6 protein-coding genes and 1 riboswitch are annotated in these 8,771 nt (G+C 41.6%); all 6 genes read left to right on the top strand.

Features of this window, described 5'->3' with window-relative positions:
* Nucleotides 1-49 precede the first annotated feature (49 nt).
* The 6 genes from ACEW8F_RS03340 (at nucleotide 50) to ACEW8F_RS03365 (ending at nucleotide 8,553) form a co-directional block, all read left to right on the top strand.
* Nucleotides 50-697: a TetR/AcrR family transcriptional regulator gene (locus ACEW8F_RS03340; protein ID WP_373482056.1), complete on the top strand. Its 648-nt coding sequence runs from the start codon at nucleotides 50-52 to the stop codon at nucleotides 695-697.
* Between the two features lie 172 nt (nucleotides 698-869).
* On the top strand, nucleotides 870-1,562 hold the full coding sequence (locus ACEW8F_RS03345) for a response regulator transcription factor (RefSeq protein WP_373482057.1): 693 nt from the start codon (nucleotides 870-872) through the stop codon (nucleotides 1,560-1,562).
* Nucleotides 1,531-3,648: a sensor histidine kinase gene (locus tag ACEW8F_RS03350; protein ID WP_373482058.1), complete on the top strand. Its 2,118-nt coding sequence runs from the start codon at nucleotides 1,531-1,533 to the stop codon at nucleotides 3,646-3,648. Before ACEW8F_RS03345 ends, ACEW8F_RS03350 begins: the two co-directional genes overlap by 32 nt.
* A gap of 270 nt (nucleotides 3,649-3,918) precedes the next feature.
* Nucleotides 3,919-5,355, top strand: coding sequence for an MBG domain-containing protein (locus ACEW8F_RS03355; RefSeq protein WP_373482059.1), 1,437 nt, complete (start codon nucleotides 3,919-3,921; stop codon nucleotides 5,353-5,355).
* A 193-nt stretch (nucleotides 5,356-5,548) separates the two neighbouring features.
* On the top strand, nucleotides 5,549-7,105 hold the full coding sequence (locus tag ACEW8F_RS03360; protein ID WP_373482060.1) for a hypothetical protein: 1,557 nt from the start codon (nucleotides 5,549-5,551) through the stop codon (nucleotides 7,103-7,105).
* Between the two features lie 53 nt (nucleotides 7,106-7,158).
* Nucleotides 7,159-8,553, top strand: a complete 1,395-nt coding sequence (locus ACEW8F_RS03365) for a hypothetical protein (RefSeq protein WP_373482061.1) — start codon at nucleotides 7,159-7,161, stop codon at nucleotides 8,551-8,553.
* 116 nt (nucleotides 8,554-8,669) lie between these two features.
* Nucleotides 8,670-8,771, top strand: a riboswitch (M-box (ykoK) riboswitch). This riboswitch is flagged as partial in the annotation.

Below are 8,771 nucleotides of genomic sequence, written 5' to 3' on the forward strand. Positions count from 1 at the left end.
TATGAATTAAATGTAACTAATAAAATGATTTATACAGGAAAGGCAAACCATGGCAACGTCAAGAAAAGGAACCCAAACAAAGAGTAATATAATAACGACAGCAAAGGTTTTATTTTATGAGAATGGTTATAACAAAACCGGCATTCAGGACATCGCGGATCGCGCCGATGTTAAGCTGGGAACCATTACGTATTATTATAAAAAGAAAGACGATATGATTACCGACATCTACAATGTATTCTTTTTGGCATTGTATGATTATGTTTCATCGGTATCTGAGAATCTCAATCTCTATACCAAGTATTGTTATTCCCTGGTGTTGTATTATGAAGCAATATTAAATGATGAGCGTAACAAAACTTTGTATTATGAGGTGCTGGTTAAAAATGTGAATCCTCACGGACGAACCAACATTACCAATACGCTGAATCGCTCCTGTCTGGATTTTCTTAATAAAAACTATATTGAGGCAGATTTGGAAGTTATCGCCCGTTCAGAATATGGCGCCCGAAAAGAGCTGTTCATTGATTTCTATGAAAAAAACATCAAGTTTACCAGCCGGGCAATGATTTATTTCTTTATCCGAAATTTGTTCAGACTGATGAATCTGGATGGCGAAATGATCGAAAATACCATTCAGCAGGGCTTTGAATTTTCAAATAAAAACAAACCGGAAGGGATTAAATTTTTAATCTAAAACACTTTTTAGGGCAGCATCCATTGGATTGCTGCCCTTTTTGCGGTTTTGATTGCGGCCCGGGCTGATGATGTCTGGTTGTAAGAATTTCGTAAGGAAATTCAGCGTTGTTTTGACAGAAGTTTGTGTTAAAGTTAAACCAAGATGAAATGGAAAGGCGGAAGCTTAGATAATGAGTATTTTAATATGTGATGATGAAAAAGAAATCGTTGAAGCGCTGGAACTTTATTTAAAAAACGAAGGCTATTCGATTTTAAAAGCCTATACCGGAAAAGAAGCGATAGCGCTGGTGGAAAAAGAAGAGGTTCAATTGATCATTATGGATGTGATGATGCCAGAGATGGATGGGCTTCGGGCAACCATGAAAATTAGAGAGACAAAAAATATCCCGATAATCTTTTTATCGGCAAAAACCGAAGATAATGACAAAATCATGGGTTTGACCATGGGCGGAGACGATTATATTACTAAACCCTTTAATCCCATGGAGGTTATCGCTCGGGTAAAATCGCAATTGAGACGCTACAATACCCTCGGGGGCTGTCCGGAAAAAGTGGGAACCTACCGCACCGGAGGACTGGTTCTGGAAGATGACTATAAACGGCTGACGGTGGATGGCGAAGAGGTGAAGTTGACGCCGGTAGAATACAAGATTATGCTTTTTTTGATGTCGGAAAAAGGGAAGGTATTTTCCATTGATCAGATTTATGAGAATGCCTGGGAAGAACCGGCCTATAATTCAGACAACACTGTCGCTGTGCATATTCGCCGGATCCGGGAAAAAATTGAAATTAATCCGAAAGAACCAAAATATTTAAAGGTGGTGTGGGGTATTGGCTACAAAATTGAAAACTATCTGGACTGATCAGAAATTTAAAATTACCTGTTCATTTTTGACGGTCGTCTTTATCACCCTCAGTTTTGGAGCTTTATTTGAAGCTTACTGGTTTAATTGGGATTATCTGGCAAATACCAACAATTATCTGGAGAGTGCCGAGCTGGAGAACAAGGTGCTGACTGCCTACGATCGTATCGATCGGGTTTATAATTTATACCAGAGTGAAGAAAATATTCGCGCCGGAAATGCCATTGATCCTGAAGCGATGGAGGCTTATAAATGGGATATCTTAGCGGGATTGGATATTATTGATCCAGACGATATGGGCGTTGCAACCGAACATGAGATGCTCAATGATGCAAACTTCTGGCAACAATATGCCGATGAGCTGGAGGTACAAAAAAAACAGCTGATTAATGAGGGGTTGTTTCAGTATGAACGACTAAAAAAAGAGTTGGAGCAAACCCAGGGGCTAGCCTATATCATTGACAGCAAGGGGGGTAAAAACAGTCAACCTAAAGATGCCAACCCGGATGATCTGCTTAACCGCCGGGTGAACTTCACCTACAATAAGGGGGCGATTTCGTCCAGCCTGTCCAATATTGACCAATTCGAACCATTGGACTACTCCGTTGAACCGGATTTTCAGGTAATTATCGGATTTGATGATGCCTATATCGCCCAACGGGAAGTTATGTATCAGGCCGAACGGCTGGAATTTCTGTGGCTGATGAGTATTTTTATTGTGTCTTTGATACTGGCGGCTATTTGTGCCCTGCTGGCTTGTATTTCGGCCGGGCGTAAAAAAGATGGCGAGGGTATTCAGCTTTTGCCGATCGATGCATTCTGGATTGATGCCCACTTTTTATTATTGCTGATGGTTGAAACCCTAGTTGTTGCCGCGATTGTCTTTTTCTATGATCAGAATTTCCCCCGGGTTGATATGCTGATGCTCTTTGCCGTAGGTGCGGCTTTAGGGTTGAACTTTTTACTGTCGCTGGTGCGAATTTTAAAAAATGGAAGCTTTGGAGAACGATTATTGTTTCTCAAACTGATCAAACAGACATGGAAATTTATTAAAGACCAGTTCAAAAAAGTTGCCAGTTATTACAATGATGTCATGAAGGGCTCGCCAACTGTGAAACGGTTTATGTTCTGGGCAATTCTGCTGGTTGTTCTGGCCCTGTCGGTGCAGGTGCCGATTCTGGGCATCTGCTCGTTTATCTGTATTATTTATCTGCTCTATTTGGGTGGCAAAAAAGCGAAGAAGTATGATGGCATCCGGGAAGGCTTGGAACGAATAAAAAATGGCGAGGTTGATTACAAACTGACGGGCTTTGATGGTGCCCTGGGAGAGCTGGCTGAAGGCATTAATGCCATCGGCGATGGCATTTCACTGGCGGTATCCGAAGAAGTAAAAAGCCAGCGGTTAAAAACCGAGTTGTTGACCAATGTTTCCCATGATATCAGAACGCCGCTGACCTCGATTATCACTTCCATCGATCTGTTGAAAAATGGAAACTTGAATCCCGAGGAAAAGCAGAAATATTTAGAGATCCTGGAAAATAAAGCCCACCGCCTGAAAGTGCTGACCGATGATTTGTTTGAAGCCGCCAAAGCTTCATCAGGGAATATTGAAGTGGAGTTTCAGGCCGTTGATATGGAAATGCTGATGACCCAGGGCTTAGGCGAGATGGAAGAAGAACTGCAAAATTCCCAGCTCGAGTTTATTACCCAATACCCCAAGGATCTTTTTGTGGTCACTGCCGACGGCCGCCTGATCTGGCGGGTCATTGAGAATCTGCTGTTCAATATTTTGAAATATGCGCAAAAAGAATCCCGGGTATATATTGAGTTTTCAAAATGTGACGAAGATAAAACGGGAGTGGTTGTATTCAAAAATGTCTCGGCCCAACCCCTAAATATTTCACCAGAAGAACTGATGGAACGATTTAAACGCGGTGATGAAACCAGAAACAGTGAAGGTAGCGGGTTAGGCCTGGCCATCGCCAAGGACTTGATGACAATCCAGCAAGGCGAGCTGAAACTGGAAATCGATGGGGATCTTTTTAAAGCGGTCATTCTACTTCCGCTGGCAGATCTGCCAAGATAAAATAATTAGGCTGGAAAGCTGAAATGACAGAAACAAAGGAACCGAAAATTTGCTGATATGAAAGTCATTTAAGAAAGTCAAATAAAACCCACAAACTGATGGTGGGTTTTTTATTTGTCCTTTTTATGTAATGATTGTAAACAAACAACAACAAAGTAAAATCTAAACGAACAATGGTCTGGTTTCATTGTGCACAGGGTCATAAATCGGTATAATTGGAGGAAAGCATACAAGATATAGTGACAATTCACATTACTAAGGAAGTAACCAATGAAAAAGACCAAATATATCAGGCTGTTTTTGGGCCTAGTCTTGACGATCATTTTGAATCTGACATGCTTTCCAATAGGCGTTCTTGCAGAAACAGAAGCTGAGCAGGGAACATTGATCCCGATTATTGTTTTCTCTTCCGATCCAGTTTATAATGGAGATCCCCAAATTTTAGCAGCCGTAAATCCAGTTGCCGATGGACCTGATCTTAATCCGGAACTGATTGAGATAACCTATAAGGGGATTTCGGCAAATGGAGAAGCTTATCCATTATCGACGATTCCGCCTTCAGTGGCAGGAACCTATATGGTGTTTGCAGCATATCGGGGTGACGAAGACTATCAGAATATTGATGATAAAAGAGAAATAAACATTAAGCCCATTGAACTTAAAACAACAGAATTCTCTACCGAAAAGCCAATTACTAAAGTATATGATGGCAATACCAGTGTGCTCGAAAATGCCTTAAAGGGATTGGGGAACGCCGGCGTTATTGATGCAGATATAAATGAGGTTATATTTAATTATAAATCTGCCACTTTTTTGTTTAAAGATGTAAAACCGGTCAATCCCAATCTGATTATTCTCAAAGAAATGACGGTTTCAGGTGAAAAAGGAAAAAACTATATCATTGTTGATGAAAATAAAGTGACCAAACCACTGGCGAGTATCGACATATCACTGGGTGCGAATATTTTGCCCAAACCGGTGGAAGTTATCCTAACTGGTCAGGATAAGGTTTATGATGCAACACCAAACCTTCATGACTACCAGCTATCTGTCACCAAAACGGATCTGATCGAGGGTGAAGAATTAGGCGCTTTTGGAGCGGAGAATTTTTATCCCTATTACGGAGAAATTAATTCCCAGCAAAAAGATGTGGGGAATTATTATGTATGGGCAACAGGGGGATTCTATTTGTATGGAATCAATGGGACAAATGCCGAAAACTATACTATTAATAACCAAACGATTGTTTCAAATAAAAAATACGATATCACCTTGGCCACGGTAACGGTGATCCCTGCCCATGTTTCAAAAATTCAGGGTGAAGCAGACCCGGCGTTAACCTACGCGGTCTGGCAGGATGATTCTGGCGATGGCTTTAATAAGGGGCTCTACGCTGACGATGTGATGTTTGGATCCTTAGAACGCGAAGCCGGGGAAGCGGTTGGCACCTATGATGTTTTTTTAGGGAGTTTGAATAATTCTAATTACCGCGTTATCCTGGCTGATGGCACCGATAAATTTGAAATTATTAAGAAAGAAGAAGCAGTCGCTGTCTATGGCGGAAATGATTATAACAATGGCGAAAATAGAGCAACAGAAAAGGAAGAAGAATTGCCGATGCCATATATGGGGATTGCTCTACTGCTTCTGTTACTGATTGCCGGAGCCATCTTCTTCGGTAAGAATCGATTAACAAAAATGGATTAGTTGTAAATAAAATAAGAAAAAGATCTGTTTATAGAGACGGATCTTTTTTTTGCCCTGAATCCAATTTTTAACAAATTCGAAGGTGGATTCGAGCAAAAAAAAGAAACGATTACAGCGGTTATATGATAAAATGTATTTTAAATATAATGACGATTATAGTAAAAAAATCAGGCCAGTTGGAAAGGAAAAGAGAATGAATAGTGGAAAATTAAGTGGACGGTTGTGGCAAACAGGATTGATGGCGGCATTGATTTTGCTGATGCTGCCGATGGGCATTTGGGCGGAAGTTGATGGTAAAATGGCAACGACTGTATCCATTGCCAGCTCACCATCATCGGTGACCTTTAATGCGTCGGCCAATGAGTTGGATAAGGCAGTGTATAAAGCCATGAACATTGTAGTTGTGGATAGCGACGATAATAAAATTGACTTTACCTCGGACGAAATTACTCTCGACTATAACCGGCAGGTGGGGACACAAAAAATAACGGTCACCTTTAAGGGAAATGAGCAGTATGAAATCAGCACTGCGACCGGAACGATTATCATAAATGATGTTCCCAAAAAAGATACTCGACTGGTGCTGAAAGCCAATCCACCATCGGTGGGATATTCTGCTGATACGGCAACATTAGATAAAGCAGTTTATGATGATCTGGTTATTCAAGTGGTAGATGGCGATTCCAATAAGGTTAATTTTGCAGCTAGTGATATTGCTTTGACCTACAATCACGCTGTGGGAACTCAGAATGTTGTCGTGGCGTATAAAGGGAACTCTCAATACAATGCAAGTCAGGTAAATGCTTCAGTTCAAATAACCGGCAAACAGGATACCAAGGTATCGATTGCGGCTAAACCACCAGCCGTGACCTATACCAGTGATTCAGCAAAACTTGATTTAGCTGTTTATCAGGCATTGAGTATTGCGGTTGTCGATGCGGGAAACAATAAAATCAGTTTTGCCGCAGCTGACATCGATTTGAGTTACAATCGTGCCCCTGGAAAACAGGATGTAACCGTAAAATATAAGGGAAATGATCAGTTTTCGCCAAGTACGGCTACCGGAAATGTGGAAATCACGGGGAAGTTGGATCCTCCGGTGCCAACAAAAGAAAACACATCCATTAATCTGGCAAAACCACCCATTGAAGTGGCCTATACCACTGATTCAGGAAAAATGGATACCGCGGTTTATCAGGCATTGACCATTCAGGTGGTTGACAACAAGAGTAAGGCTATAAATTTTACAACTACCGATATTGAACTGAGCTACAACCGGGAAGCTGGCGATCAGCCGGTGACGGTGAAATATAAGGGAACCGATCAGTTTAACAACAGTACGGCTACCCAAACAGTCACCATTACCAGCAAGGACGACAGTTCACTAATCATTTCGCAAAATCCGCCGAGTGTTGACTATGATGACAATAAAACAAATCTCGATGAGGCCGTTTATCAGGATCTCTGTGTTGCGGTAGTAGATGAAAACAACAATAAAATTCAGTTTAATCGCGATGATATCGAGCTTGATTACACAAGAGTGGTGGGTGAACAGGAAGTTGTTGTCAAATATAAAGGAAATAATTTTTTTAAGAGTGCGGTGGCAACAGTTCGGGTGAACATTGTCCAACCGAATCCCAATAATCCCTGGCTGATTGCCGGAGTGGCCGGAATTATCGGTGCCATTGTCATTGTTTTAGGAATAATTGGGGTGGTAGTCTATCGAAAAAAGCATCTGCGAAGTAATTAATATCGGTTAATGGTGCTAATAGAATATGCAGTAATAGTATAAGGAGCAGAAATATGAAGGATCGAAAGTTTAATAAATCTTTAGTGAGAATTGTTTTAATGATATCTTTGTTTTTCGTAATGTTACCCATGGGTATTTGGGCAGCGGTCGGGGAAAAAACAGCGACCTCCATATCCATGGCCAGTTCTCCGCCGGCAGTGATCATTAATCCAGCCCAATCGGCGATGGATCAGGCCGTATTTCAGGCATTGAGTATTGTTGTTCTTGATGAAAACTCAAACAAGATTGATTTTTCTCGCGATGATATTAGTCTCAATTATAGCCGGCAGGTTGGCACGCAAAGAGTGGATGTGACCTATAAAGGCAACGATCAGTTTCAAAGCAGTTCAGCATCGGGAGGGATTACCATAACCGAGGTGCCAAGAACAGAAACACGGGTGGTTTTAAGTGCCAATCCTCCGGCAGTAACCTACACCGGTGATTCGGCCCAACTGGATTTGTCAGTATACCAGGCCCTGGCGATTGTGGTAGTCGATGGTAGCAATAACCCGGTTGGCTTTACCGCCGCCGATATTGAATTAAGCTACAACCGTGCCCCTGGCAAACAGGATGTAACCGTGAAGTACAAGGGCAATAACCAGTTCCTGCCAAGCATGGGAACAGCTTTTGTTGAGATCAAAGGAAATGCTGATCCACCGGCACCGACCAAGGAAAATACCAGTGTTAATCTGGCAAAATCTCCCGGGTCAGTCGAATATCAGTCGGATCCGGGGAAGTTGGATGCCGCCGTTTATGCGGCACTGGAGATTGAAGTGGTCGACAGCAAGAATAATCCCGTTAATTTTACAACAACTGACATCGAGTTAAGCTATAATCGGGTAGCGGGAGATCAACTGGTTACTGTTAAGTATAAAGGGAATGAAAAGTTTAATTACAGCATGGCCACCCAAACCGTAACCATTTACGAAAAAGACGATTGCTCCCTGATCATTAACGATTATCCGGATGAAGTGGAGTATGATGACAATAATGGGGATCTGGATGATGCTATTTATGAAGATCTGGAACTTGATATCGTCGATGGGGATAATAACAAAATAGAATATGATCGAAATGATATTGAGTTGGAATATGACCGGGAAGTTGGCGAGCAGGAGGTGCTTGTTAAGTACAAAGGCAATAATACTTTTAAAAGTGCAGCGGCCACAGTACGGGTAAATATTGTTCAGCCTCCGGGAACCAATCCCTGGGCGATCGCCGGGGTGGCAGCAATTTTTGGGGCAATTATTGTTGTCAGCGGAATCCTTGGCGTTGTCATTTACCGAAAAAAACGCCGGGCAAAAGCACCGCTGGAAAGCAAAGCAACTGAAGATTCGGAAAGTAACGATGCGGAACAGTTAGATAATGAGGAAACGGAAGAACCCAAAAACGAGGAAACTGAAGAGTAAGAAAAGTCCTGTCTGCTGACAAAAATTGATGGCTTCATTTGTGTTTAGTTAACCTAAAAAGCATTGACAACAGGGACATAAAAAGATATAGTTAATTAGAATGATAAGAAATTAAATGTTTCTTTTGTTAGGTGAGGCTCCTATACAGATATGGCTGCTGCCCGGAAACATCGAAAGATGCCAATGGGTCAACAGGTACTATCGAATTAAGGTTTTAC

Source organism: Acetobacterium sp. (assembly GCF_041752335.1).
In the GTDB taxonomy this organism is placed as follows: Bacteria; Bacillota; Clostridia; order Eubacteriales; family Eubacteriaceae; genus Acetobacterium.

Coding starts and splice junctions, on each gene's coding strand:
- ACEW8F_RS03345 (WP_373482057.1), top strand. CDS start 870: ATGAGTATTTTAATATGTGATGATGAAAAAGAAATCGTTGAAGCGCTG.
- ACEW8F_RS03360 (WP_373482060.1), top strand. CDS start 5,549: ATGAATAGTGGAAAATTAAGTGGACGGTTGTGGCAAACAGGATTGATG.
- ACEW8F_RS03355 (WP_373482059.1), top strand. CDS start 3,919: ATGAAAAAGACCAAATATATCAGGCTGTTTTTGGGCCTAGTCTTGACG.
- ACEW8F_RS03340 (WP_373482056.1), top strand. CDS start 50: ATGGCAACGTCAAGAAAAGGAACCCAAACAAAGAGTAATATAATAACG.
- ACEW8F_RS03365 (WP_373482061.1), top strand. CDS start 7,159: ATGAAGGATCGAAAGTTTAATAAATCTTTAGTGAGAATTGTTTTAATG.